Genomic DNA, 23,499 nt, shown 5'->3' with positions numbered 1-23,499 from the left:
CACCGCTCGGAGGTCAGGTCGCCTGGGTCGAGGAAGGCCGAACGGTCCACACGTCACCCCGCTGCCGAAGCGCGATCCACCAGCCCGACCACCACAGGACGTGCGTGTGGCGAGCGATCCACGCGCGCCGACGCTCGGCCTGACGACCGCGGGGGGTCACCGACGCCTCCGCGGGCGAGGCGGGGGCGGGTCGTCCTCCGGCGGGTCGAACGACACCCCGAGGCCGCTCAGTGCCCCGAGGATCCCCTGCACGCCGTTGACGATCCCACCCGCCGCCGTGGCGGACCGGTCGACCGCCTGGCCCGACGAGAGCAGGCTCGTGAGATCGTTCACGGCCTCGGTCAGCGCCGGCACCGCCTGGTTCAGCCGCTGAAGCTCGGTCATGACGCCGAAGAGGAGGCGCCGGACCTCCTCGGGTGTGAGGGGCGAGGGTCCGCTGTGGTGCTGGTCGCTGCGGTGGTGATCGCTCACGACGCCCCCTTCAGGGCCGTCCGCACCTTCGCCCCGGGCTTGAACTTCGCCGCGCGGCGCGCGGGGACGACCACGGGCTCACCCGTGTTCAGGTTGCGGGCCGTGCGCTCCTTGCGCGAGACGACCTCAAAGACGCCCAGGGGGCGAAGCTCGACGCGCCGCCCGGCGGCCATGGCGCCGGCCACGGCGTTGATCAGGGCCTCGCAGACGTCGTCGACCTCCTTGGGCTGACGCCCGAGGCGCTCGGCGACGATCTTGACGAGGTCCGCGCGGACGATCGGCTTCGCGTTCGACGCACTACTCGACGCCATCAGTCACAGGCCTCCGGGCCGTCCTCGACCGAGGGGTTGCCCCAGTCGCGCATCTCGTCGAGGCGGCCCGCGGCGACCTCGACCTCCTTGGCGATCAGGTCCACGACGCGCTCCAGGGCGACGACGAGGTCGACGGGGTCGGGGTTCTGCTCGCGCAGCCACGCGAGCAGGCCCTCGACGCGCTCCTCGACCCCGTCGTCAGTCATGCTCACCCTCCGGGGCGCCCGTCGTCGTCGTCGTCGCGCTCGTAGGCGTCGCCGCGCCGATCGATCGCCCGCTCGGTCCTCGGCACAGGGAGCGCCTGACGCTTGTGGGCCTCCGTATGCGCTTCACAGTGGGGGGAACGCGGCCCGAGTGCGGGCGCCTCGCACTCGGGCTCCACGCACGAGTATCTGGGCCGCCGGCGGGCCACGACCTACTCGGCCAGCGCCGCCAGGACGCCCTTGAGCCAGTCGAGACCGCCGGGCTTGTCGTAGACGCCGAGGAATGCGTCGATCTGCGCGACGCTCTCGGCCGGCAGGCCCATGTCGCGCACGACCAGCAACTGGTTCTTGATCTGCACCGGATCGCTCGCGGCGATCTCGTCGATCCGGTCGGCGGCGCCGATCCCGGCCGCGTAGCCCACGAGGGCCGCCGCGACCTTGTCGGGCTCCTGCTGGTTGTTGAAGCCGTTGGCCACGAGGCCCACGAGCTTGCTCACCTGCACCACGAGGGCGCCGGTGTCCTGCGGCTGCGGCTTGGCCTCGGGCTTGTGCGGGATCTGCGGGGGCTGGGGGGCGCCCTGCGGCTTCGCCGCGGGGGCCGCGTCCGACTTCTTCATGTAGTACTCGGCGAGCGTCTTCAGGGTGGGCACCGCCGCGCGGAGCGCGCCCCCCACGCCGCCGCCCTCGTCGTCCTCGTCCTCGTCGTCGCCCTCGTCGCCGCCCGAGATCGTCTTCGCCCGCTCGACCACGGCGAACGCGGTCTCCAGCGACGCCAGCGGATCGCCGGCCGGGCGCAGCTTGTCGAGGATCCCGATCAGCTTCTCGGGATCCTGCTTCTGGCCGAGGACCATGGTCATGAACTTCTCGTTCTGGGCCTGCTGGGCCTGGAACAGGATCTCCTGGCGCTTGCGCTCGTCCTCGCGGTCGCGGCGGTCGCGCTCGTCGCGCTCCCGGCGCTCCTTCACCTCCCGCTCGTCGCGCTCGCGGCGCTCGCGCGCCTCGCGCTCCCACCGCTCCGCCTGCTGCTTGCTCTGCTCCATCATGAGCGACATGAAGAGCTTCATGGGGTCGTCGCCGCGCGGCGCCTGCGCCTGCTGCGCGATCATGGCCTTCAGCGCGGTCATCTCGGACGCCAGGCGGTCCTGCTCGCGCTGACGCTCCAGGCGCTCACGCTCGCGCTCCCGCTCGTGGCGCTCCTTCTCGATCAGCATCTCGGCCTTGCGGCGCTCCTCGCGCTCGGCCTCGATCTGCTCGCGCAGGGCCTCGACCTCGTCCTTGGCCCGCTCGCCCGCGTAGGGCTGCTCCCACACGGCCCCGCTGCCGCCGCCGGGGGCGACGTAGCCGCCCGGATACTGGGGCTGCTGGGGCTGCTGCTGGAACGGGCCCTGGGGCTGCTGCTGCTGGAGCGGGCCCTGGTGCTGCTGCGGGGCCTGCTGGAACGGCTCGACGTAGCGCGACTGGCGCGGCTCGTCATGGATCACGAACCCGCCCATGTCGTCGCTCTCCTCGTCCTCGTCGTCGGGCGACGTCCCCTCGATCGGCTGCGGATCCTGCGGGAGGGCCAGGTTGCCGTCGCGGATCTTCTTGTCGTTCTGGTCGATGTGCGCGATCAGGAAGTTCCCGCCGCCCGCGCGCGAGCGGATCTGCTCGCCAAGCTCGTCGGGCGAGCAGACGTCGATGATCCCGACCTCGCCCACGCCCACGTAGCGGCCCTTCCACTTCCCGCGCGTGGCGATCCCCTCGGCGTTCACGCCGTTGCCGGGGCGGCGCACGATCCGGATCCGCCCCTCGTTGGCGTTGGACAGCCAGCCCAGCGGGTCACGGGGCGGAGGCTCCGAGGCCGCCTGGGGCGCTCGCGCGCGGGGGGTCTTGACCGTGACCGTCACGCCGTCAGCGAGCGACGGCGCCTCGCGCTCGGCCGGGCGCTCTGCGCGCGGCTCGCGCTGGGCGCGGGCCTTGGGCGCCGGCGCGGGCGGCGGGTCGAACTCGGAGAAGGGGTCGCCCTCCGCGAAGTCCGCGGCGAACTGGTCGAAGCTCGTCCCGCCCGTCCCGTCGACCGCGGTCGGCGGCGTGCCGGGGTTGATCAGGTTCTCGTCGCCGTTCTCGGCCATGCAGCCCTCCCCTAGATCCCGCAGACGATCACGCCTGACTTCTTGGCCAGGTCGCGCGCCTGATCGAACGTGTAGCCCTGGCTGTCGGTCCAGAGCCTGCTCATGAAGCCGTTGGTCCCGCACGCGCAGCGGAAGAAGACCGCCTTCTGCCCACGCAGCAGCGGGAGCAAGCGCGGCTCGTGCGCGTGATTGCTCGCGGGGCAGTAGACGTAGCGACCGGTCGGCACCGCCGGGGGGCGGGGCACCTTGCTCCGGGGCTCGATCACCGCGTGCTCCTTGGGAGCCCCGGGGCGCTTCTCCTTGGCCATGGGGGAGGGTCATACCACGGATCGCCCACGACGCCAGAGGGGTCCGCAAGAGCGCGCGGACCCCTCTTATAGGGATCCGCCGCTGGTTCCTTGGTCAGTCGACCAATGAATGGAGGGCGACGCCTCGCGTTTCTTGGTTCGCCGCCCAACGAACGGGCGGCCGGTCAGGTCGCCTGCTGGGCGTTACGCCCCGACGATCTTCTACGAGTTGCCCAGAGCCCCCCGATCGCTTGCTACCCTCGTGGCATGAGCTACTACGGCCTGGGCGCCCTCGGCGCCGCTCCGAAGACGTCCCCCGTGAACGCCGGCGTGGCCGCCATGCAGAGGGTGGCCGGCAACGTGGCCTCGCGCGCGATCTCGCGCGTGACGATCCGCAGCCAGATCACGCCGGACTACTCGGTCGACCCGTCGGCCGCTGGGCCCTCCGCGGCCCCGAAGCAGGGCTTCGGGAACGTGCTCATGGGCCTGATCCGACCGGCGATCTACGTCGAGACCCCCGCGGGGACGATCCGCGTCGAGCCCTGGGGGCAGCCCCGGAGCAACTACCTGCCGGTGATCCTGGCCCTGGGCGGCGTCGCGGCCCTGGCCGTCTTCGGCGGGGTCTACCTGCTCGGTCGCCGCTCGCGGTGACCCGCCGTCGCGCGAGGAACCCCTCCGCCGACGAGCGCCGCCGCGCCGCGGAGCGCGCCGGCGACCCCGTGGCCGTGCTGCGCGAGCGGCCTGATCGCCTACGTCCTGCGCGAGGAGACGCCCCTCTAACGAACGAGGGCGGCCCGAAGGCCGCCCTCTTGGTTCGCGCTCTTGCCCGCCTGGCTACGACCTGGGCAGCGAGTAGTTCTTGTGGAGGTGCTTGAACTCCCGGGCCCAGGCCCAGTCGTCGAGCACGTAGGAGTTGAAGTCCCTGACCGAGAGCGTCACGACCTCGTCCTCCTCCCACTCCAGCATCGAGATCGCGCGCGAGTAGGAGTCCGCGTAGTTGCGCGGCCGGTCGAGGTCGATCGTGTGGCTGACCTCCTCGCGCCGCGCGACCTGCTCCAGCTTCTGCTTGAGCGCCGTCGTGAAGGCGTCGTAGTAGCCCTCGATCGCCTCGTTGAACAGCCGGACGTGCTCCTCGCGGTTCTCGCGGAGCTTCGCCAGCAGCCGCGCCTTGTTGATCTTCACCATCTTCAGGTTCGACGTCATCGACTCCATGGTCTCCTCCTTCGCGGCTAGAACCGCGGGTTGGTCTCGTAGGGCATGGTCAGCGGCACCTGCGCGGCCGGCCCGCCGGGCGCCAGGGGCAGCGGCGCGAACGCCTCGCGGCGACGCGCCTTGACGCCCTTGATCACGATCTCGTCGAACTCGACCTCCATGTCGCCGAAGCCGACGAACGACACCTTGACCTCGCGCACGACCTCGGGCGGCGGGACGGTGCCGAACTTGAGCCCGCCGCAGCCGAAGGGCGTCGAGCCGTTCTCGTCCAGGGGGAACATGCCGAAGAGCTTGCCGGCCGCCGTGCCGCCGGCGCCGCCCGACCCCATGCCGCCCGAGGCGCTGCCGAACATCTGCTTGACGCTCTCCCCGTCGGCCTGGACCGTGTCGCCAGCCGTCGCCGCCCCGGCGCTCGCCGCCGCCGCGCGCAGCATGCGCTCGGCCTCCACCGCGTCCGCGAAGTCGCTCACGGGGCCAGCCCCTTCAGGCCCTTCTTGGGCCCGCCGGGGTTCCCGTGGCCGCCGGCGGCCTGGGCGCGCTTCTCGGCCTTGGCGGCGCGCTTCGCGGCCTCGCGCTCCTCGGCCATGCGCTGGACGCGCTGCCAGGGCTTCTCGGGCTCGACCTCGTCCTCGTCCTCCGGGCCCTCGCCCATGTAGGCCGCCACGTCGTCGGGCGACAGGGCGACCGCGATCGAGACCACCTGATCGGTGCGGACCGTCGCCGCGCCCAGGCCGTTGTCGCCCGTGAAGGTGAAGAACGGCTCGTTCGCGTCGCGGTGGAAGTCCGCGATCATGTCCGGGGCGTCGCGCACGTCGAGCACGAGGATCTGCTGGCCCTCCTTGAGGGTCACGGAGTAGAGCAGCGCCCCGCCCTCCGCGTCGTTGTCCGCGTCGCCCGCGTCCTCGTCCACGCCCGCCTCGACCTCGTCGACCGCGGTCTCCGTCCCGACGTCCTCGTCCTCGCCCATGATCACGCCTCACCCCCCTGCACGTTCACCGGCCCCGTGCCGGTCACCGACCCCTGCCGCCACTGCGCCTGGAGCCACTCCGGCGCCTGGCTCTTCTCGCTCGGGGCGAGGGCGTCCTCCCACCCCCGAGGCATGTACTCGAACTTCGTCCCGCGCACGCGACGACGGGCCTCCTCCAGGCCGCGCGTCGTCAGCTTGAAGCGCGCCGTCAGGCCGTCCTCACCGAGGGCCTGCGGCTCGCCCTGATCGTCCTGCGGACGGAGGTCGAGGAAGCCCTTCTCGCCGAGACGGTGCGCCGCGAGCTTGATCCGGTGCGTGAGCGCCTCGTGCGTCGCCCGCTCCTCGTCCGTCCACTGGTGGCGGGGCTTGATCGAAAGCTCGCGCCACTCGCGCTGCGCGGTCTCGTACTTGATCATGCTCGCCGCCAGGTCGCCGGGGACGGGCGTGACCTCCAGGGCCAGGCGGTCGCCACCGACGGCGCGGTAGGTCGGCAGGAGATCGTTCGCGGACTCCGGCAGGCCGGTGGCCTGGTTCGTGTTCGCCGTGAACGCGGACGCCTGGCGGTCGCGCCAGAAGCGGACGTTCCAGAACCAGGCCAGGAGCGAAAGCTCAAGCTCCTCGACGGAGTACATCAGACACCCTTCTTGTTCTTGTTGCCCTTGCGGACGCGGAGCTTCGTGGGCGGGGCCGGAGGAGGCGCGGCCCCGGCGTCGGCCTGGACCTTGTCGAAGAGAGGTGCGAACCGCTCCTCCCAGTCGTTGAGGCGCCGCTCCATGCGCTCCTGAACCTCGACCCCGCGCTTGAGGACGTCGACCAGGGCGTCCAAGCACCTCGCGGTGTCTCGCTGCGCGATCACGCCGCTACCGGTCTTGTCGACCAGGGCGTCGAGGACGCTGACCGCGGTGACCGCCTCCGCGCTCAAGGAGCCCAGCTTATCGACCGCGACGTCGATCCGCTGCGCCACGCACGTCAAGGCCTCCGCCATGCGCTCGCCCGAATCTCCGACCGCCATGGCTACTTCCCCGCGTCCTTCTCGGCCAGCTTCGCCAGGTAGGTCTGGAGCTTCGCCAGGATCATCTGGCCCATCATGGGGCCGTAGTCCTTCGCCACGTCGGCGGCGACGGCCTTGACGGCGCAGGCCACGCAGCGCGTGAGGGGCGTCCCGCAGCCGACGCAGGGGGTGGCCTTGTCGGGCATGTAGTTGGTCACCTCCGGGTTCGCCACTAGGAGGCCCTCCGAGCCTGCGGGCCGGGCTTCTTGCGCTCGACGTGCATGACGTAGACCTTCCCGTCCTCGGTGGTCCCGATCGAGAGGCGCCCGGCGACGCACGGCGCCGCCTTGAGGCGCAGCGGCCCCACCAGGCACAGATACCACCGCCTGGCCGTGAAGCCCTTGGGGGGCGAGATCAGGAGGCTCTTGCCCAGCTTGAGCTTCTTCGCCTTCTCGACGAAGGGCATGAAGATCGAGGGGCGGTTCTTGCCTCGCGTACGCTTGCGCGTGGTCTCGGCGCTCTCCTCCTTGACGATCACCTGCTGGAGCAGGTTCTCCGTGATCTTCGACTTCGGCACACTTCCTCCGCTACGGGCCGGGATACTATCCGACACCCGACTCAGGTCAAGGGGCCTATCGGGTTTCCTGGGCCGGCGCCCAAGGAACGATATTCCCCTGCGCGTCGAGCACCTGCTCGGCCTCCTTGTACCAGCGCCGCATGACGCACGGCTTGGTCTTGACCTTGACGTCCGGCAGCACCTGCTGCATGGCGTCCCGCATGATCCGGCCGGCCTCGTTGAGGAGCGCCGTCGTCTCGCGCTCGGAGCCCGGCTCGTAGGCCACCTCGCCCACGATCTCGTCGTGGATCATGATCTGCGGGAACATGAACCCGTAGAGCGGCGAGCCGATCGTCGGGTCGTAGCAGGCGCGCTGGAGGCGGCACACGGCCAGCTTCATGCCCTCGGCCTCGGGGGTCTGAAGCCCGAAGCCGTTCGCCGCCGCGCAGTAGGTCGCGCGCGAGCGGACCATGCCCAGCGGGCTCGTGTAGCGGTAGCGCGGCTCGTCCTCGCCCTGGCTCGTCGGGTCGAGGCACTGGTCGTTGATGTACTGAAGGTAGCGCGGCGCCTCGGGGTAGGTGTATCGCCAGACCTCACGAAGCTCGACGGCCTGCTGCCGGGTGACGATCACGCCGTAGGGCGTGCGCGCGAAGTCGACGAACGTGTCCGGGCCGAGGCCCCCGGGATAGCCCAGCCCCGTGGGCTTGGCGAACGTGCGGTAGTGGCTGAAGAACGTCCCGCCCTTCCAGCCCTTCTCGGGCGGCTGCGGGAAGTCGCCCTTGAACGCCTCCGCGAGGTCGCCGGGCGGCAGGTAGGCCCTCGCGTGGCCCGAGAGCCCCGCGTCGGTGAACTGCCACTTCGCCTTCTTGAGCTTGTCGAAGAACTTGAAGTTGTCGATCGGCTTGCTCGCGCCGACGCGGTCCGCGGCGGCGCGGTAGGGGCCGTCGAGGGCGTAGGCAAGCTGCGCGCCGAGGTAGGCGTGCGGGTCAATGTCCGCGTTGAAGCCGTCGCGGAGCACCGACGTGCCGAAGAGCCAGTAGCAGACCTGAGCGAACGCCACGAGGTCGATCGCGTGGTAGTCGATCGAGAAGAGGAGGAACCCCGGGCGAGGGACGAAGACAGGCCGGATCCGCGGGTCGACGTTCTGCCCGTTCATGGACGGGTAGAGCGGCTTGCGGTTGACGCCCTTGCCGGTCTTGATCTCGTAGGACGAGGTCCGCCCGGTCTCCTTGAGCACGTCGAACGGGCAGTGGACCACCGAGCCGGAGATCCGCGGAAGCTCGGTCGTGACGAGCTTCTGGAGCGACTGGCGGTGCTCAAACTGCGCGAGCACGGGGTCGCGGTGCGAGATCCGGCCGAGGACGTCCTTGTCGGTCGAGATCGCTCCCGTGGGGGTCAGCTTGACGTCCTCGCCGAACGTCTTGCAGACCAACTCGACGCGCTCCTTGAGCGCCTTGGTGTCGACGCTCTCCGGCACCTCCGCCTTGATCTTGGGCGAGCCGTCGGGGTTCTTAGCGCCGTTGGCGTAGGGACGCGCCGGCTCGGCGGGGCGCAGGATCTTGTGCTTGATCAGCAGCGCGACCTTGTCGGGGGCAAGCTCGCGCGTGAGCATCTCCTCGACCTGGCGCTTGCGCTCGGAGTCGACGAGGAGGCCACGCGCGGTCATGAGGAGCAGGCCGAAGTCGGTGAAGGCCTGAAGCTCCTGCGTGGCCATGCTCGCCGCGTCGTAGCCCTTCTCGGCCGAGCGACGCAGCCGCTCCTCCTGGGCGCGGAAGACCCGAAGGTGGTCGACGGCGTCCTGAAGGGCGTACTGCGCGGCGGCCGGCGGGTAGTCCTTCGCCGACTTGCCGTCGAGGAGGTGGTAGTTGAGCCGCCAGGACTCGTCGCCCTTCTCGGCCGAGCGGTCCTCGCCGAAGTACTCGAAGACGAGCGAGGCGAGTTGATAGCTGATCGGCTTCGTGTTCCCACCGGGGAGGACGAGGTCGTCGAGCTTCCCATGCGTCGAGAGGTTGAGCAGCTTCTCGCGGACCTTCGTGCAGTAGACGCGCCCGGCGTCGTAGGCCGCGAACCACAGCGGCAGAAGCTCGGGCCACGTCGCGCTCGTGGCGGCGGCGTCGAACGAGGCGTTGTGGATCACGATCCCGAGGCCGCCGCCCGCGGCGGCCTTGAGCACCTCGGCCAGGGCGTCCTTCAGGCCGTCGACCGCGGCCACGAGCACGGGCTCCTGGCCGTCGGTCGCGAACGATCCGCAGACGACCTTGGGGGCAATCGCGCCGGGGCCGATCAGGTAGGTCTCGGTGTCGAAGGCCATGACAGGGACGGTCACGGCGCCGCCAGGGATGGTCGCGGCTGGGGCAGGAGCGTCGGCGACGGCGGTCACGCGGACCCCCGCTTCCTGAGCCGCGACAGGATCGTCGCCCGCTCCTGCTCCTGGCGCCGCTCCTGCTCCTGCTTGGCCGAGGCCCACAGCCCCACTCGCGGGTGCCCCCAGAGCGCGTCGACAGCCTCCTGCGCGATGTGCGGGACGTCCTCGATCTCGCACGGCCAGCCGCCGAGCGCGTCGACCTCCGTGATCAGGGACGTGACGTCGTCCGCGACCGCCTCGCCCTTGAGGAACGCCTTGACGGCCGGGTGAACCGTGATCTTGTCCCGGCTGACGGACAGGAGCGTCAGCCCCTCCAGGGTGCGCGCGCGGGAGAGCGCCACATAGGCCTGCCCGGGGGCGAAGACCTCGCCCAGGTCGACGCAGACCTTGGGGATCGTCATGCCCTGGCTCTTGTGGATCGTGATCGCCCAGGCGAGGCGCAGCGGATACTGGAGCCGACGAGCGACGCAGTAGTCGTCGTCGTCGCGCACGGCCCACCCCGAGAGCCCAACGTAGACGATCGTCCCGTCGTCCTTGCGGACGGGGATCGCCGGCGCAGAGGCCACCTCGCAGCCGTCGTCGTAACCGTTGCCCATCTCGGACGTGAAGTCGGACCGCCGTCCCATGGCGGGGACACGCGACGCGATCATGCCGTCGGCGCCGACGCCGGCCATGAGGGCCTCCTCGGGCGTCACGTCGATCACGGTCCCGAGGTCGCCGTTGACGAACCGCTCCCCGTTGAGGGTCGAATCGTTCACGAGGAACATGACTCGCGCCCCGACGCGGATCGAGAGCGTCTCTGGCGCCAGGCAGTTGTCGGAGAGGGTCTTCATGGAGGCGGTGCCGAAGGGGGTCTCGGCGCACTCGTCCTGGGCGTCGACGTCGATCGTCTCGCCAGGGAGCGAGAGGAGCTTCGCGGTGTTGATCCGCTCGGCCGTGGCGTTGGTCGCGACGAGGATCGTCGCGTCGTCGGGCGGGTTCGACACCCGACGAGACTTCAGAAGGTCGAAAGCCTCGTCGGAGACCTCGCCACGGCGCATGTCCTGAAGGATCGAGACGAAGGCCTGGTCGCTCTGCCGCATGACCTGCGTGAGTTCGACGGTGACGAGGTCGAGGTCGGCCCAGGTCTTCGCGAAGAACGGGTGGCGCTGCGGGACGTCCGGGGTGCTCACAGGCGGAAGCTGCGCCATGTCGCCGACGAAGACGATCCGCACGCCGCCGAAGGGCTCCCCGGGCCGACTACGAGCGATCCTGAAGAGGAGGTCAGCCGCCGCCAGCGTCCGATCTCCGATCATGCTCACCTCGTCGACGAGGAGCACGTCGATCAGGGAGAGTTGAGCGGCCTTGTGCTTGAACCACCAGCCGTTGCGGTTGAGCGCCCTTCGCACGCAGTCGTGGTAGCGCAGCCCGGAGATCCGGTGGAGCGTCCGCCCACCGAGGGGCAAGGCGGCGATCCCAGTGCTCGCGCAGCGGGCCACCCTCGTGCCGCGAACCTCGGCCACGTCGAGCCACCGCTTGAGCACGAAGGTCTTGCCGGTCCCCGCAGCGCCCGTGAGGAAGACGTTGCGGCCCCCGTTGCACAGGACGTCGAACGCGAGCCGCTGGCCGTCGTTCATGCCGACCAGGGCTTCGGCGTAGACCGCCCTCGCGCGGGCCCACCGCTCCTCGGTCTTCTTGAGGAAGTGCGCCGCGTCGGCCTCGGAGACCCGCTGCGCGGTGCGCCGCCCGGCTTCGGCCAGGGCGTCGAGGCCGACCCACTTCTGCCTGCTCTCCGCGTCGTCCTTGCGCGGGATTCCGAAGACGGTCACCCGCAGATCCCCTTGAGCGTCAGCCCATGCAGGACGCACTTCAGGCCGAACCCGCCGACGGGCGCGCCCTCGGCGCCAGGGAAGAAGAGGCTGACGCGGAAGGCCTCAAGGGCCTGGATCTCGACGGGCCTGCCGCTGACGGTCACGTCGTAGGGCTGGCGCGAGTCGTCGAGCTTGCGGATCACGCTCGACAGCGGGACGGTGATCAGGGTCGAGGTCGCGAAGCGGAACTCGACATACCCAGCGTCGATCAGGCGCGCGACCTCGTCCGCGTGCGCCGTGGCGTCGGGGACGATCGACCAACCGTACCAGTAGAAGTGCCAGGCCTGAGGCAGGCACCCGCCCATGCCCTGGATGTTGCAGTCCTTGCCGAACAGCTTGGTCTGCGGCGCGCAGTCCTGCGGCGGAAACGCGAACACCCGAGGGTTGACGAAGAAGTCGATCTGCCGCACGCCGCGCTGAACGATCTCGCGGTCGACGAGCGGCTCCTTGCGCGGGCGACCGGCGACGATGCCGGCCCTCGTGATCGGAACGACTCGCACGGGGCCTGGGCCGAAGGAGGGCGCCTCGGTGTCGTAGAGCGCCTCGCGGCGCGCCTTGACGGCGCGCTCCTCACGCGCGACCTCCTCCTTGAGGCGGGCGGCGTCGACGGCGAGGGCAGCGAGAGTGGCCCGGAGCGCGTCGGCCTTCTCTTGATCGGCCTTCTCCCGCTGGGCGGCCTTCAGTCGACTGGTCTCCTCCTCAAACGCGCGAAGGGCCGCGTCGTCGCGCTCCTTCAGCGCCTTGAGGTTGGCCTCGTGGCGCTCCTCGTCGGCCTTCTTCTCCGCGTCGAGGTCGGCCTTCTCCTGCGCGAGCACCTCCTCCTCGGCCTGGTCGAGGGCATTCTTGAGCGCCTCGCGCTTGCTCTGCGCCGGCGGCTTCGCAGCCGGGCGCAGGGCCCGGCGAACGATCGCGCGACACCCGACGAAGGTCGCGGCCCAGGACACCAGCGCGACCGTGCAGTAGACCGCCGCGTCGGCGGCCCCGGCGACCGGCAGGAAAAGCCCCTCCATGACACCCTCCTTGTGCGATGCCGAGGGCGGGAGTCGAACCCGCAACCTCCCGACCTTGCGGCCTGGGCTCCACCTTTCCCGTCAGCGCGGGCGCCCGCGCTGGGGGTTGAGCTACCTCGGCGAGGCCCGCGCGGGCCAGGATCGCTCCTGGCCCGCGCGGCGGGCTGGCTACCCCTCGGCGGCGACGAGCTTGTCGAGCAGGCCGTTGGGGTAGAACTTGGCGACCTCCTCGGGCGTGAGGATCGCCTTGGCCTCCTTGAAGGAGTAGCCCTTCACGTAGGCCTTCTGGGGGCGCTCCTCCATGGCGCCCGACTTGACCTTGACGATCCGCGGGGCGTTGTTGACCTCGATCAGGAGGTTCTTCAGGGGCTGCGCCTCCGCGAGGCAGGCCTGAAGCTCCTCGAAACCGATCGCCTCGGCCGGGGCGTTGAGGACCGCGCACAGGAAGCCCTTGAGCTTCTGGTCGAAGACCTTGGCCGCCGCGCCGGTGGAGAGGAGCAGGTCGACGACCTCCTCCCCGACGTAGCTGGTCGGGAGGTTCGGCGGGGCCTCCAGGCACCGCACGACCGTGCGCTCGATCGCCACGTACTCGCCGCCCTGGCGGAACGAGTTGCCGAGGCGCACGGCGTCGAGCCGCATGAGGTAGCGGCCGAACTTGTCGAAGTTGCGGTTCTGGCCCAGCGCCTTCGTGCTCTTGAACTTCGTCGCCAGCGCGCCGTTCTGATCCATGATACCCATGTTGCTTTCGTCCTCTTCTTTGATCAACGTCAACGTTCACGTTCAACGAACACCGTCGAACGCTCAGGAATCTACCACGGAACACTCCGTGGTCAACTGATCGAACACCTCGCGCGGACGAAGGCGGCCGACTCGCGGTCGCCCGCCCGCTCCAGCGTGGTCAACACGCGCCGCCACTGGTCGGCCTCGGGGACGACCTTCCCCCCGGCGCGCAGGAGGGACTGCCACACCTGCAACGGCGCCTGGTGGCGGCTCTCGCGGACCGAGAGCACGAACCCGGCCTTCTTGATCAAGCCCTGGCGCGCCGCGTAGAGCATGCGCGGCCCGAGCGCGCGGTTGTCGCGGGTCGCGGCCGGCGAGTCGGCCAGGGCCTTCCACACGTCGTCGGACGTGAAGAAGTCGCGCTCGCGCGCGAGGCGCTGGATCATGGCGTCGGCGACGAGGAGCCACCGGGCGTCGGCGCCGACGTCGGCGCGACGCATGCCCTCGACCTTGGCCTCGTGAGCGGCGTCCGCGGCGGTCACAGGGGCTCCCTCGTGTCATTCTTCAGGCGCCAGCCGCGCTCGGCCAGCTTCGCGCGCACCTCGTTGAGCGAGGTCTGCCCGAACCGAGGAAGCATGCAAAGGTCGTCCTCCGAGAACGTCAGGAGGGTGTCGATCGTCAAGATACCGCTGTCGACCAGCGACCCGGTCGCTCGCCGGCTCAGACCGAGCGTCAAGATCGAGCCCTTCAACCCCTTCGGCATGTCCTGCGAGGCGTCCTCCTTCTCCTTCGCGGCGGCGAAGCGCGTCGTCTGATCGACGAAGACGAAGACGTCAGCGCAGCAGTGGTCGCAGAGGACCATGTTGCGCTTCTTCTCGATCTTGAGCCACCCCTCGCTGTCGCCGCGGACCGTCAGGCTGAACGCCCCCCAGCCCTTCGGGGGGCAGCCCGCCAACGCCCCCTCCTCCTCCGACACCGCCCCGCACCGATCGCAGTCGGTGCGCGTGATCACCTTCGTCGCCATTCGCTCCTCCTCCTGCCGCTCCTGCCGCCCGGCCTGGATCTCCGCCGAGCGCGCCATCATGACGCTGTGGATATAGGCCCTCGACGGGATCAGGCCCCCGAGCATGACACGCCGGTCGAACTCGTTAGGAATCATGTCCCCACACCATGCCGCACTTCTCGCAGAACGTCGTCGCCTTCTCCCACACGGCCCCCTCGATCCTGACGCTCCGGCGCCGCAGGGCGCTCTTGTTGACCCGCCGGTAGAGGCAGGCTGGGATCGAGACCTCGACCGAGACGAGGACGCGCTGGTGCTCTTGTCCCTTCGGACACGCGCAGTCGAAGAGGCGTCGGGTGGGGTTCTCGCGCTTGGCCACGGCTACTCCCCCCTCACCTCAAACCCGCACAGCGCGTTGATCCTGGCGACGACCTTGCAGGAGAGGTCCGTCAAGTGCCGATTGATCCCCAGGGAGGACTTCCCGCACGGGTCATAGTCGTAGTCGACCTGATCGAACGCGAGGAGCTTCGCGAGCCGCGCAATGTCGGTCTCGGACTCGATCTCGGCCATGATCTTCTGCCGCGTGAGGACGTCCTCGCCGCTGCGTCCGCCGCCGCCTCCGAAGACGCTCACCGCTCCTGCTCCTTCTGGAGGAGCCCCTCGACGCGCGAGGCGCACGACGGGCAGGCCAGGACCGATCGCCGCAGGTATCCGTTGGACAGCAGCCGCAACTCGATCTCGACCCAATCGGTCAGATCGGAGATTGCCAGCGTCGTCCTGTCGCAGAACGCACACTCGACCTCGGTCACGGTCCTCCCCTCCTGATCCACGACGGCCACCGATCGTTCGGGAAGACGCCCGAGAGCGGGGAGCAGTGCTGCACGCGGAAGCACGCTCCCTGACAGTCGTGGTGGCACGCCCCGCCGTCGGGGCACCGGTTCTTGGCCGATCCGCCCACAAAGACCTCTCCCTGGCCCTCGTTCTCAGCCGCGAACACGATCGTTCCCAGCTTCCACGGAGGGATCTCCTTGGCCTTGGCTGTCAGGCGCTCGACCGACTCGCGCAGGGACATGCGGCTTATGCTCCTCGCAATACCACGCCGACATATCAACGGCTCCGCAACAGCAGCGACCGTCGTAGAAGAAGGTCGCCTCGCGGTCGCACTGCACGATCGCAGAGAACGGCTTCGGGTCGTGGGACACCGTCGAATACGAGCACTTCAGGTTGCGGACCATGCGAACTACCCGAACTTCTCGCGCAGCGACTTCTCGCCCTGCGCGTCGAGCTTCTTGGGCTGGAACCCAAGCTCGTTCAGGACCGACTGATCATAGATCCGCGGCAGCGGGTCATACTGCGCGATCAGCACCTTCTGCGACGAGCCCGTGCTCTGCTGGACGTATGTCGCGTCGCGCAGGCACGCCGACAGGTTCTTGAGGTCGAAGTCGGTGCCGGCGTAGTCCTCGCTGCCACCCGCGGCCTTGACCGCCGGCGCCATGAGCACGTCGACGCGAAGCTCGTCCGCAAGCTGCCCCGTGCGGTGCGTGCGCGAGAGGAACTGCTCCGCCTGCCCCGCGCTCCGGGGCCACTGCACGACGCACTGATGCTCAAAGGCCTGGAGGTTCTTGCCCGTCCCGTGGGCGACGATCGAGGCCACGACGAGCTTCTTGCTGTTCGACGGGTCCATGATCGCGCGGTTGTGGGGCTCGCCCGCCGGCGCGCAGAGCACCCCGTAGGGACCGTGGGCGCCACCAGGGACGTCGGCCCACAGCGCCTCGTCGCTCTTGAGCACCTCGTAGAGCCACTGCCCGACCTCGTTGTGATAGATCCACAGCAGGCCGCCGACCTTGCCGTGCTGCTCGCGCAGCGCACGGGCCCAGTCGCGCGCGGCGCGGACCTTGTAGTCGCACACGCGGACCGCCTGGCTGTCGCGCTCGACGAGGTCGTCCGTCGAGCCGTCCACGCCGACGCCGGCCGCCTTCCAGGCGCTCCAGGCGTCGTAGAGCACCTGCCCGACATTCTTGGCCCCGTTGCGGGCCATGTCCTGGCCGACGAGGAACGGGGTGTCGAGGCCGGCCTGGTGGGAGCCGTCGGCGAACCACTTCCGCAGCGCCTTGGCGTAGTTGCCGTGGGCGAGGTGCCGAGCGATCGAGCGGTCGACGACGTCCTTCGCCTCGACGAGCGAGAGGTTCTTGCGCTTGGCGACCTCGTCGGCGACCGGCCAGGTGAGGCGGTAGTAGAACCCCGCGGTGAGTTCATAGAGCCACTTGAACTTGTGGATCGCGTGGTCGATCGGGTCGCCGTTGGGCGTCACCCAGTCGTCGTCGACGCGGCGCACGAGCGCGTCGAGGGCAACCTGCTGGCCGGGCACCGCGTGCGTGACCTCGCGCGTGGCAATGATCAGGGTGCTCGGCACGCCGGCGTCCGTCGCGGCGACGACCCCGGGGCAGGTGTTCATGCGGAGCTTGTGCGCGCGCCTGAAGCCCGAGACGTCCATGGGCAGGAGGCCCTTGAGGGCCTCTTCGCGGAAGTGGAACTTCGCCCAGTCGACGAGCGGCGCCATGGGACGCTTCATGTCCTCGCTCGGGTCCGCGTCGGTGTCGACGACCTCCGACCACTGATACGCGAGGTCCGGCGCGTGGGGCAGCGGGCTGCGGACCCCGAGCGTGGGCTTCAGGAAGTGGTGGTAGTCCTTCACGCTCTTGTTCGTGATCGATCCCGAGAGGATCACAAGCTGCGGGAGCTTGCGGTTCACGTAGCTCATGAGGCGCTTGGTGCGCGCGGCCGAGCGGTTCTTGAAGCGGTGGGCCTCGTCCACGATCAGGAGGCCCGGCTCGATCAGGTCGAGGAGCTTGCTGCCGTCGCGGGCGCTCATGAGGCTGTGCGGCATGACGAAGCAGCCGCGCTTGTAGTTCGTCGCCAGCGCCTCGCGCCGCGCCTGCGTCATGCCGCCGCCGAGGCCGACGAAGGGGACGGTCACGGGCACGCGGGCGCGTGCCCACTGAATGTCTGGCGGCCGGTTGCCGATCTGCTGCATGACCTGCGGGTAGACCTCTGGCGGCACGAGGTAGAGCGACCGGTTGGGCAGGTCCGGCGTGCCGGCCTGGAGGAGCTTCTGGGCCGTGCGGCGCCAGTAGCGTTCGGCGACGAGGATCGAGGCGAGCGTCTTGCCCGCCGAACACGGAAGCGGGGCGAAGACCCCGCCGTAGCGGTCGTAGAACACGACCACGCGCGCCTGGCCCTCGCGCAGGCGGAAGCCGCTCTCGTAGGCGGCGGCGAGCACGTTGCGCCGCGAGAACTCCTCGACCTCGGCGTCGGTGAGCGGTCCGGCGATCGGGATCGAGCAGATCCGGCGCACGTCGGAGTACTGCGCCGGATCGTCCGTCTTCCAGGCCACCTCGACGCGCTTGGCCAGCGCGGGGTGTAGCCCGCCCCCAGAGGGGGCGGCCTCCGGCATGACGTTGGTGATCACCACCGCGCCTGAGGCGGCGGCCAGGTTCGCCGCGTCGTCCTTGACGGTCACTTGTCGCCCTTCTTCACGAAGATCGTCCCTTCGCCTCCACAGACGGAGCAGGCCTGGTAGCGGTGCCAGACGTCCCCCTGCGGAGACTCGGGGCACCTCACTTCCTCGATCCCGAGGAACTTCAGGAGGCTGTCGAAGCGATTCTTGAGGTCGTCGAACTCCCGCTGCGAAGGGACGTCAATGTCCATGGCTCCTCCGAACGACGGGCCCTCCGAAGAGGGCCCGTCGTGAACGATCCCGGCCTCTAGACCTCGTAGACCTCGGCCGCCGAGGGCTTGAGCGCCAGCACGAACGTCTTGAGGTCGTGCGTGAGGGTGTCGAACGCCGGCGACGTGACGACGTGACCGTCGATCATCTCGGCCACCTCGCCGATCTGCGCCACGAGCGCGTCGGCGCGGTCGAACGGCTTGAGCGCGTAGTAGCTCTCGGCCCCGCGCGCCTCGGCCAGGGCCTCGGCCGCCTCGGCGAAGATGCTCTCGATCGGCATGACCTTGACCGGCCCGCGGTGCCGGCTGGGGTGGCACCCGAGGCACAGGACGAAGCCGGTCGTGGCCTGGGGCGCCGTCGCGGGGGTGAACTTCTGCGCGAAGGCCTCCATCGCCAGCGGCGTCTGCGTCGGCGTGGCGTCCGTCGCGGGCGTCTCGGCCTTCTTGCGCCGCCCGCGCTTCGCGGGCGCGGGCGCCTCGGCGGCGGGCTGGGCCTCCGGGGTCGGGGTCGGCGCGGGCGGCGGGGTCGGCGCGGGCGGCGGGGCCGCCTCGTGGACGATCCCGGCCTTCGCGGTCGCGGTCATGCGGCCGTCGGCGAAGGTCCACGCGAACTGGTCGCTCGTGGGGCGCCCCTCCTGGGCCGCGAGGCTGTCGCAGACCTGGCACGGGTAGCCCCGGCTGTTGACCCCCGTCCCCGAGCACGCCTTGCACGAGGGCGCCGCCCACGGCATGGGCTGCTGCCCGTTCTGGGCGGCGGGGGGCGCGGGCGGGGGCGCCGCCTGCGGCGACTGGGCCGGGGGCGCGGCCGGCGCGGTCGGGTTCACGGACACGGCGACCCGCTTCAGCAGGCTGGACACGCTCGCCGCCGCCGCGGGCGGCGGGGCCGCCTGCGGCGCGGGCTGGGGCGTGGGCGCGACGGGCGGCGGGGCCGCCTGCGGCACGGGCTGCGGCGCGGGCGTCGCGGCGGGCGCGACCCCGGGGCGCTTGATCATGTTCAGCAACGCGGACGACATGGGATCCTCCTTCTTCTGGTTGTTCTGGTCGTTGTTCTTGCCGCCCTTGATCCGGTCGGCGTAGTCCTCCGGCGACTCCTTGCCGCCGCAGATCCTGACGAACTGGCAGACGCCGTAGGCGTTGCAGGCCGCGAGGCCATGCGGGGGGCCGGGGACGGTCGTCCAGTCCTTGAGCTTCGCGGTCGAGGCCATGACCCGCGCGCGGTTGGCGAGGTCGTTCCAGGCCTGCTCGATCTCCGCGCGCGAGACGCTCGTCTTCGTCTTGCGGACGCGGGGCTGCTTGCCCTCGCGCCGCTCGCCGGTCGCCGTGGCGGTGCAGAACACGTTGTGCTGGATCTCGACTTCGGCGGGCGGCTCCTCGCCCCGCATGATCGCCTCCATGACGAGCGATCCGGCGTAGACGAGCATCTGCGTGTTCTTGCGGAGCGCCTCCTCGCTCTTGGCGTAGTCCATGGAGGACGTCGTCTTGTGGTCGACGACCTTGGCGCGCGTCGTGAGGTCGCGGAAGCCGTGAATGTCGATCGACAGGGGCTCTCGATCGGGACCGCCGCCGGCGCCGCCAGGCGCCTCGTCGCGCACGAGCGGCAGGAGGAACTCGCTCTCGACCTTGCGCCCCGGCTCGCGCACGAGGAGCCCGTGCTGCTCCCCCATGGTCACGAACCGCTTGATCAGGTCGGCGTCGGCGGGCGAGATCGTCGCGTCCCAGCCCTTCGGGTAGAGGTCGACCGGGGCCCCGTCGGGGCCCCGGCCCAGATCGTCCGCGAGCAGCCACCGCTCAAGAACTTCGTGGAGCGTCGTGCCGAAGGTCTGCGACGTGGTCTGGATCGACGGTAGACGGCGGACGTAGGAGAACCACCACTTCCGGTTGCAGGACTCCCGCGAACCGGCAAACGACTCCAACTGCGTCGCGCTGACGCGCATGTGCATTGTAGGCTCCGTCGTTGTCGTTTGATTCGTCGTCGATTCTTAGCGCGTCGTCGTCGTTCGCGTTGTCGTCGTCGTCGTTCGTATTCAGTGTTCGTCGTTCGTCGTCAGGTCAGACACACTACCGCATGTTCGTCGCCGGTCAAGGGGCGCCAGCCGACGACCCGCCCACCGACGAAGAGCCGCACTCGCGGAGCAGCCGCTGAAGGACGTCGCTCTTGTAGCCATGATCGGCGGCTTCGGCCGCGAGGGTGTCGAGCAGCACCTCGGACCACCGCGCGCGCTTACGCTCCCCGCGCCCGGTCATGAACGCACGCACCTCGGCCTTCCCGGGGAAGACGGACTGCGGGGCCTGGAGGCCGCGCAGGACCGATCCGACGACCTTGTGGTTCAACTCCTTCTTGGTGCGCGCCGCGAGGTCGTTGCGGAAGAAGTCGATCACGGCCGACGAGGTCACGAAGATCCGGTCCTTGACACCGAGCGCGGCGGCCTCGCCGACGCCGGGGAGGATCAGCCCGTCGCTCGTGGCCGACGACGGGGACTCGATCATGCGGATCAGGGTCTCGATCACGGTCGGGCTCGCGCCGCTGCGCGTGCTGACGTGCTGGAGCAGGTGCGGCGGCACGTAGCCGCGCATCTTGAACCGGTCGTGCGAGGGGTGCCGCTGGAAGTTCTCGTGAACCCAGAGAAGATGGCTGGCCAGGATGTTGTTGCTGGGCTCGCCCGAGGGGCCGCGAACCCAGCGGTGCCCGGGGCGGGACGTGTAGTCCAGGCCGCCGAGGCTCCGGAGGTAGTTCGCCGGCTCGTGGCCCACGTTGAGGTGGACCAGGCGCATGAGGAGGGCCTCGCGGTCCTCGGGGCTCATGTCCTGCTCGGTGCCGAACAGGCGCATGATCACGTCTTCGTTGTTGGCCGTGACGAGCGTCCGCACGGGGTTGCGGACGTCGACGGGCGTCTTGAACTTGCGGTTGACCTCCAGGGGGTCGCCAGCCGTCAACTGACGAATGAGCGCGCTGGGCTCGGTCCGCATGAACCTCGCCTGCATGAGGTTCTCGTTGATCACGAGGAAGGGCGTCCGCATGAACTTCGGGCTGAAGGTGCCGAAGTCGTTGTCGGAGGCGATCGTCTTGGTGTTGATGCACTCGGTGAGGCCGGCCACGAGCAGCGCCTTGCCGATCGAGGGCGGGCCAGCGATCGAGAGCACGGGCATGACGCCGGTCAGGTCGAGCGCCTTCGCGATCCAGTCGAGGAGCCGCTCGTCCCCGAACGACAGGAGCCAGCGGTGGCACTCCTCGTTGTAGACCCGAGGAATGTCCTCGCGGCGGTGATACAGCGGAACCTCAAGAAGAATCTCGCCGGAACCAGGATCCTCGATCAAGACGCCGCCCTTCATGCCGGGGCGCCTGGGGCAGCCAATGACGTGCTGGACGGGCGTGCAGTACTTCAGGATCGCCTCCTGAGGGCTAAGGAGCCTCACCCCCTTGTCGGTCACGATCACGAGGTCGACCACGTCGCCGAGCCCGGCTTGGTGCATGGCCGGGATCAAGAGATCCTTGGGCACTCCGTCGGCGGTGTAGTAGCCGTTGCGCTGGAGGACGTGGTAGGTGCCGCCGGGGCTCACGACCAGCCGCCGCGAGATCGCCAGCCCCTTGGCGGTCGCGCCCTCGGCCTGGAGGAACGGCTCGTAGGTCGTCCACTCCGCCACGCCGGCGACGATCGAGTCCAAGGCGTCCTGGGCCTGCTGCTCACGCGCGGCCTCCGCGGCCTCGGCCTCGGCGGCGGTCGCGGCGACCTTGGCCTCCTCCTTCGCCCAGTACTTGCAGATCGCCGTCCAGAGGATCACCTCCCAGGGCTTGCCCTTGTCGTCGGGCGCGAACTGCTGCACGGCCGGCAGGAAGAGCGCGTAGATCGCCTCGGGGCCCGTCGCGGCCTTGTGGAGGTTCTCGACGCCCTTGTCGTCCACGGCCGTGGCCTTGAGCGGGTGGAGCAGCGCGCAGGCCTGGCCCACGACGCGCTGGATCGAGGTGTCGCGCTCGCCCTCCTGGGCCAAGGGGCGGCCCTCAAAGGCCACCAGGCCGGACTCGGTGCCGTGAAGCTGGCGCTTGGCGAGCTTCGCCCACTCCCATAGGTCGCCGTTCTTCTGGACGCGGGCCGCGACGCTCTCGTCGGGCATGGGGCCGTCGTAGAGGCGCGCCGCGACGGTGACGCCGTCGCCGGACGAGCGAGGCTTGACCGCGATCGTGATCGCCGTGAGGTCGATCTCGTTGCGAGGCTGGAGGTCGATCTCGCACGGCCAGGTCGGCTTGCCCTCGCGCATGACCTTGGGGAGGCGGAAGAGCCGCGTCCAGTCCACGCACGCCCAGTCGACCTTGAAGGTGCCGGCGTCGAGCGTGACGCCGGCGTCCTCCAGGCGCTTCGCCAGCCCGCACAGGAACGGCTCGACCCGCTCGACGTCGATCGGCTTCGCCAGCTTGTAGACGAGGCGAGCGCCCTTCTTCGTGACGTAGAAGGCGTAGGCCTCGGAGAGCAGCGGATCGTTCGCGAAGGCCTTCGCCAGGCCCGCCACGTAGGCGTCGACGTGCGGGTCGTCGGGGCCCGCGCCCCAGGCCTTGTGGTCCTTCGTGTCGAGGTCGAAGGCCGCGAAGTTCATGACGATCTTGACGCCACGATCCTTGAGCGGCTGGACCGACGCCTTGTTGCAGCGCGGCCACGAGGGCTCCACCCACTTGACCTCGCCCGTCGCGTCAGGGGCGTCGATCACCCCGTAGCAGACGAAGTGCGCGTCGTGGGACCACTCCTTGGTGAAGGCCTCCTCGGGGGGTGTGGCTCCGGCCACACCCCCCGGGCCGACGAGGCCCTCGTTGACCAACTGCACGAACTCGTCCACGTTCTCGGCGCCGCAGACCTTCTGGTCGCGCAGGACGAGCATGGGGGTGGGAATGCCCACGGGGGCGGTAAGGCCCGCAGGGTCGGTGCCCATGGTGTGACCTCGGCGTTGGTCACGAGGCGGTCGAGGCTGTCGGCCGTCGTCGTGGACCGGGGATCTTACCCGACGGGGGTGTCGAGGCAACTCGACGAAGACGCCGCCTCCGTCGGGGCGAGCCCGCGCTTCAGCCGAAGCGCGTCCACGGCGGCGCGGCTGCGCTCAAGGATCGCCTCGGCGGCCTCGACCTCCGCCTGCTCCTGCGCGTCGGCGAGGTCGCGATCGAAGGACTCCACGTCGAGGAAGATGACCGAGAGCCCCCGACGGGCCGCCTCCTCCCACCACTGACGCAGCGCCACGGGCGTGCGGAGCGGGCGGCTCGTGAGGAGGTAAAGCCCCTCGGATCGATCCTGCGCGACGGCGCGACCGTCGCCGGGGCACTCGACGCGGCAGCGATCCCCGCGCCCGCAGCCGGCACAAGTCGACTTGTTGACCCGCCGCCCCTTCCGCAGGCGCTCGCGCGCTTCAGCGGCGGTCACGCGCTCGGGGTGCGGGACGCGCTGATAGTCATGGTCCCCGAAGCACCCGAACTTGCACGGACCAGAGGTGCGGCACGCGAAGCACTGCTTGTCCGTGAGGCGGGCCCCGAGGACCAGGCGCAGGGCATGCTCGCTCGGCGACACCCGCGGACGCCTGGGGCGGCCCTGAGGCTTGTCGACGATCGTCTCGTAGTTGCGCTCGCGGTTCTTGCAGTTGACGCAGCGGACGCAGTCGCAGTCGCAGCCCATGGCACCTCCTGGGTGTGGCCGGGGACCGTAGCACGACCCCGGACCTAGTCAAGCGACAGTATCGTGTAATG

The 23,499-nt window shown here is 70.0% G+C and carries 28 protein-coding genes and 1 tRNA gene; 1 reads left to right on the top strand and 28 read right to left on the bottom strand.

The window, feature by feature from the left end; all coding sequences use genetic code 11:
* Positions 1–156: 156 nt before the first annotated feature.
* The 5 genes from IT371_30525 to IT371_30505 form a co-directional block, all read right to left on the bottom strand.
* The gene (locus IT371_30525) at positions 157–471 is read right to left on the bottom strand and encodes a hypothetical protein (protein ID MCC6752027.1); all 315 of its coding nucleotides are present in this window, start codon (positions 469–471) and stop codon (positions 157–159) included.
* Positions 468–782, bottom strand: a complete 315-nt coding sequence (locus IT371_30520; GenBank protein MCC6752026.1) for an HU family DNA-binding protein — start codon at positions 780–782, stop codon at positions 468–470. Before IT371_30520 ends, IT371_30525 begins: the two co-directional genes overlap by 4 nt.
* Positions 782–988, bottom strand: coding sequence for a hypothetical protein (locus IT371_30515; GenBank protein ID MCC6752025.1), 207 nt, complete (start codon positions 986–988; stop codon positions 782–784). The genes IT371_30520 and IT371_30515 overlap by 1 nt, the downstream gene beginning before the upstream one ends.
* A 209-nt stretch (positions 989–1,197) precedes the next feature.
* Positions 1,198–3,096: a hypothetical protein gene (locus tag IT371_30510; GenBank protein ID MCC6752024.1), complete on the bottom strand. Its 1,899-nt coding sequence runs from the start codon at positions 3,094–3,096 to the stop codon at positions 1,198–1,200.
* A gap of 11 nt (positions 3,097–3,107) precedes the next feature.
* On the bottom strand, positions 3,108–3,404 hold the full coding sequence (locus tag IT371_30505; protein ID MCC6752023.1) for a hypothetical protein: 297 nt from the start codon (positions 3,402–3,404) through the stop codon (positions 3,108–3,110).
* 246 nt (positions 3,405–3,650) lie between these two features.
* Between IT371_30505 and IT371_30500 the strand changes: the two genes are divergently transcribed.
* Positions 3,651–4,034 carry a hypothetical protein gene (locus IT371_30500; protein ID MCC6752022.1) on the top strand — a complete coding sequence of 128 codons (384 nt, stop codon included), beginning with the start codon at positions 3,651–3,653 and terminating at the stop codon, positions 4,032–4,034.
* A 183-nt stretch (positions 4,035–4,217) separates the two neighbouring features.
* Here the strand turns inward: IT371_30500 and IT371_30495 are convergent, their stop codons facing one another.
* The 23 genes from IT371_30495 to IT371_30385 form a co-directional block, all read right to left on the bottom strand.
* Positions 4,218–4,595 carry a hypothetical protein gene (locus tag IT371_30495; GenBank protein ID MCC6752021.1) on the bottom strand — a complete coding sequence of 126 codons (378 nt, stop codon included), beginning with the start codon at positions 4,593–4,595 and terminating at the stop codon, positions 4,218–4,220.
* A 17-nt stretch (positions 4,596–4,612) separates the two neighbouring features.
* Complete coding sequence (locus IT371_30490; GenBank protein MCC6752020.1) at positions 4,613–5,065, bottom strand: hypothetical protein; 453 nt, start codon at positions 5,063–5,065, stop codon at positions 4,613–4,615.
* Positions 5,062–5,562 (bottom strand): hypothetical protein, encoded by a 501-nt coding sequence (locus IT371_30485; GenBank protein MCC6752019.1) that lies wholly within the window; start codon positions 5,560–5,562, stop codon positions 5,062–5,064. The genes IT371_30490 and IT371_30485 overlap by 4 nt, the downstream gene beginning before the upstream one ends.
* Before the next feature lie 2 nt (positions 5,563–5,564).
* Positions 5,565–6,194 carry a hypothetical protein gene (locus IT371_30480; protein ID MCC6752018.1) on the bottom strand — a complete coding sequence of 210 codons (630 nt, stop codon included), beginning with the start codon at positions 6,192–6,194 and terminating at the stop codon, positions 5,565–5,567.
* Positions 6,194–6,574, bottom strand: coding sequence for a hypothetical protein (locus IT371_30475; protein MCC6752017.1), 381 nt, complete (start codon positions 6,572–6,574; stop codon positions 6,194–6,196). The genes IT371_30480 and IT371_30475 overlap by 1 nt, the downstream gene beginning before the upstream one ends.
* Positions 6,575–6,576: 2 nt before the next feature.
* Positions 6,577–6,786 carry a hypothetical protein gene (locus IT371_30470; protein MCC6752016.1) on the bottom strand — a complete coding sequence of 70 codons (210 nt, stop codon included), beginning with the start codon at positions 6,784–6,786 and terminating at the stop codon, positions 6,577–6,579.
* On the bottom strand, positions 6,786–7,130 hold the full coding sequence (locus IT371_30465; protein MCC6752015.1) for a hypothetical protein: 345 nt from the start codon (positions 7,128–7,130) through the stop codon (positions 6,786–6,788). The genes IT371_30470 and IT371_30465 overlap by 1 nt, the downstream gene beginning before the upstream one ends.
* Before the next feature lie 55 nt (positions 7,131–7,185).
* Positions 7,186–9,435, bottom strand: coding sequence for a hypothetical protein (locus tag IT371_30460; GenBank protein ID MCC6752014.1), 2,250 nt, complete (start codon positions 9,433–9,435; stop codon positions 7,186–7,188).
* A 50-nt stretch (positions 9,436–9,485) separates the two neighbouring features.
* Entirely contained in the window at positions 9,486–11,282 is a 1,797-nt protein-coding gene (locus IT371_30455) for an AAA family ATPase (GenBank protein MCC6752013.1), read from the bottom strand.
* Positions 11,279–12,334, bottom strand: a complete 1,056-nt coding sequence (locus IT371_30450) for a hypothetical protein (protein MCC6752012.1) — start codon at positions 12,332–12,334, stop codon at positions 11,279–11,281. Before IT371_30450 ends, IT371_30455 begins: the two co-directional genes overlap by 4 nt.
* Before the next feature lie 18 nt (positions 12,335–12,352).
* Positions 12,353–12,455 (bottom strand) — tRNA-OTHER (locus IT371_30445).
* Positions 12,456–12,502: 47 nt separating this feature from the next.
* Positions 12,503–13,072, bottom strand: coding sequence for a hypothetical protein (locus IT371_30440; GenBank protein ID MCC6752011.1), 570 nt, complete (start codon positions 13,070–13,072; stop codon positions 12,503–12,505).
* A 92-nt stretch (positions 13,073–13,164) separates the two neighbouring features.
* Complete coding sequence (locus IT371_30435; GenBank protein ID MCC6752010.1) at positions 13,165–13,554, bottom strand: hypothetical protein; 390 nt, start codon at positions 13,552–13,554, stop codon at positions 13,165–13,167.
* Positions 13,555–13,592: 38 nt separating this feature from the next.
* On the bottom strand, positions 13,593–14,213 hold the full coding sequence (locus IT371_30430) for a hypothetical protein (protein MCC6752009.1): 621 nt from the start codon (positions 14,211–14,213) through the stop codon (positions 13,593–13,595).
* Positions 14,203–14,433, bottom strand: a complete 231-nt coding sequence (locus IT371_30425; GenBank protein MCC6752008.1) for a hypothetical protein — start codon at positions 14,431–14,433, stop codon at positions 14,203–14,205. Before IT371_30425 ends, IT371_30430 begins: the two co-directional genes overlap by 11 nt.
* 2 nt (positions 14,434–14,435) lie before the next feature.
* Complete coding sequence (locus IT371_30420; GenBank protein MCC6752007.1) at positions 14,436–14,687, bottom strand: hypothetical protein; 252 nt, start codon at positions 14,685–14,687, stop codon at positions 14,436–14,438.
* Positions 14,684–14,863 carry a hypothetical protein gene (locus IT371_30415; protein ID MCC6752006.1) on the bottom strand — a complete coding sequence of 60 codons (180 nt, stop codon included), beginning with the start codon at positions 14,861–14,863 and terminating at the stop codon, positions 14,684–14,686. Before IT371_30415 ends, IT371_30420 begins: the two co-directional genes overlap by 4 nt.
* Positions 14,860–15,126, bottom strand: a complete 267-nt coding sequence (locus IT371_30410; GenBank protein MCC6752005.1) for a hypothetical protein — start codon at positions 15,124–15,126, stop codon at positions 14,860–14,862. Before IT371_30410 ends, IT371_30415 begins: the two co-directional genes overlap by 4 nt.
* 168 nt (positions 15,127–15,294) lie before the next feature.
* Complete coding sequence (locus IT371_30405; protein MCC6752004.1) at positions 15,295–17,574, bottom strand: DEAD/DEAH box helicase family protein; 2,280 nt, start codon at positions 17,572–17,574, stop codon at positions 15,295–15,297.
* A complete protein-coding gene (locus tag IT371_30400; GenBank protein ID MCC6752003.1) occupies positions 17,571–17,762 on the bottom strand; it encodes a hypothetical protein in 192 nt (63 codons plus the stop codon). Before IT371_30400 ends, IT371_30405 begins: the two co-directional genes overlap by 4 nt.
* 56 nt (positions 17,763–17,818) lie before the next feature.
* On the bottom strand, positions 17,819–19,720 hold the full coding sequence (locus IT371_30395; protein ID MCC6752002.1) for a PD-(D/E)XK nuclease family protein: 1,902 nt from the start codon (positions 19,718–19,720) through the stop codon (positions 17,819–17,821).
* Between the two features lie 139 nt (positions 19,721–19,859).
* Complete coding sequence (locus IT371_30390; GenBank protein ID MCC6752001.1) at positions 19,860–22,697, bottom strand: hypothetical protein; 2,838 nt, start codon at positions 22,695–22,697, stop codon at positions 19,860–19,862.
* A 65-nt stretch (positions 22,698–22,762) separates the two neighbouring features.
* Positions 22,763–23,428, bottom strand: coding sequence for a hypothetical protein (locus IT371_30385; protein MCC6752000.1), 666 nt, complete (start codon positions 23,426–23,428; stop codon positions 22,763–22,765).
* Between the last annotated feature and the right edge of the window lie 71 nt (positions 23,429–23,499).

The sequence above is a fragment of the Deltaproteobacteria bacterium genome, from assembly GCA_020848905.1.
Taxonomy (GTDB): Bacteria; Myxococcota_A; Polyangia.
Note: the sequence above shows the minus strand (reverse complement) of the source record. Positions and strands in the feature narration are given on the sequence as shown.